Source organism: Rothia sp. (in: high G+C Gram-positive bacteria) (genome assembly GCF_030540545.1).
In the GTDB taxonomy this organism is placed as follows: domain Bacteria; phylum Actinomycetota; class Actinomycetes; order Actinomycetales; family Micrococcaceae; genus Rothia.
In genome coordinates, this window is the sequence record NZ_JAUNVZ010000050.1 from 1 (window position 1) to 1330 (window position 1330).

General features: G+C 54.7%; 1 protein-coding gene and 1 pseudogene. Both read right to left on the bottom strand.

The window, feature by feature from the left end:
* Window positions 1-450: pseudogene (locus tag Q4P78_RS08840) on the bottom strand (hypothetical protein); the annotation flags it as partial.
* Between the two features lie 187 nt (window positions 451-637).
* Complete coding sequence (locus tag Q4P78_RS08845) at window positions 638-1147, bottom strand: hypothetical protein (protein ID WP_006888276.1); 510 nt, start codon at window positions 1145-1147, stop codon at window positions 638-640.
* Window positions 1148-1330: the final 183 nt, after the last annotated feature.

A 1330-nucleotide genomic window follows, 5' to 3' on the forward strand; every position in this document is an offset into this window, starting at 1 on the left:
CCCCGGAACAACGTACTCACGCTCCGGGTATCCATGAGGCAACTCCGCTACACCATCAGCTAGGGACCACCGCATACGGTTGCTGATCGCCTCGATAAGTATCTGCCGAATATGCGCCTCCTCCCGGAAAGCCGCACGGTCGGCGCTGAACTTCTCGGGCGAGTCAGCGTAAAATCCGGTCGGTTCCTCTTTGATCAGCTCATAGTAGCGAGCAGCCAGCTCAAAAAGGGCGCGGATATAGGCACAGAGAACATCAACGATGCGCTGACCCTCCGCGTGCTTTTCTTCCGCCGACAAGGATTTATCGGCAAGGTATTCATCTACTAAGGTCACGAGGGCATGCACCGCGCCCAGCCGTGTGTACGAGTGTGCGGAGTCAAGCAGCTCAACGGCTTTCAGAAATCGCTCCTGCCGTGAAGTGTTCAATGTGCTCTTGTTGCTGGCGGTCATGGCGGGTGACTCCTTGCCTGGTGGTTGGAGGCGTGCCCCTTCACCCTACCGCAGCCGATCAGCAATACCAGGGATTTCTTAGTGCAGAATGTGAAAACTAAGCATGTACCCGTAAACGTGGTTGAGCACCCGGCGGAACCAACAAACACCGGGTGCTCAACTTTTCTCTATGGGATTATGGAGGACTCTACCCAATCCTCCGTGCGGTGTACACGTAGTATCCAATGCACGCCGCGAATTCCAGGGGAACACCAATCAGCGCCCACAACGCATCTGGCGAATTAGCCCCTGACATTATCAAGTTCACCCACAGGGGAGAGACCGCCACACACAGCACCGCGCCCACACCATTTACGGTGCGAACCAGGGCGCCGCCGCGGCGGAAGTTGAAACAAATATTGGCGGTCACATGCGCCAGTGCATACGCCAGCATGAACTGCCCAATCGGGTGGAACATCACGTGTGCCCACTGCGAATAAAGGTCTCCACCCAGCACCGCTGCAAACGTAAATACGTACGGTAATGCCAACCCAATCACGCGCGCCGTGTACAGGACTGACAGTATCTTGGGGGAGGTGGTACGGTGACCCGCCGAAACCTTGGAAGCGCTGAACGAGGCTCGCAGGTTCGCCGGGCCGTCGCTGATACGGCCACCACCGATCTGGGCTGTTCTTACCTGTGTTGCGCTATTGCTCATTGCGTGCTTCCTCAGTTAGTCGAATTTCCAGCATACTCTAAGGTTTTTTGAAAACTGTCATACTTTCGGATGATTTATCAAATCTTTATATTGCTATGACGCGGAACAACACGAAAAAGCGAATAGGTTGCTGTGTGGGATAAGCCAAAAATGGGCCTTCTTTTTCTACCCGGTAAGCGCCAA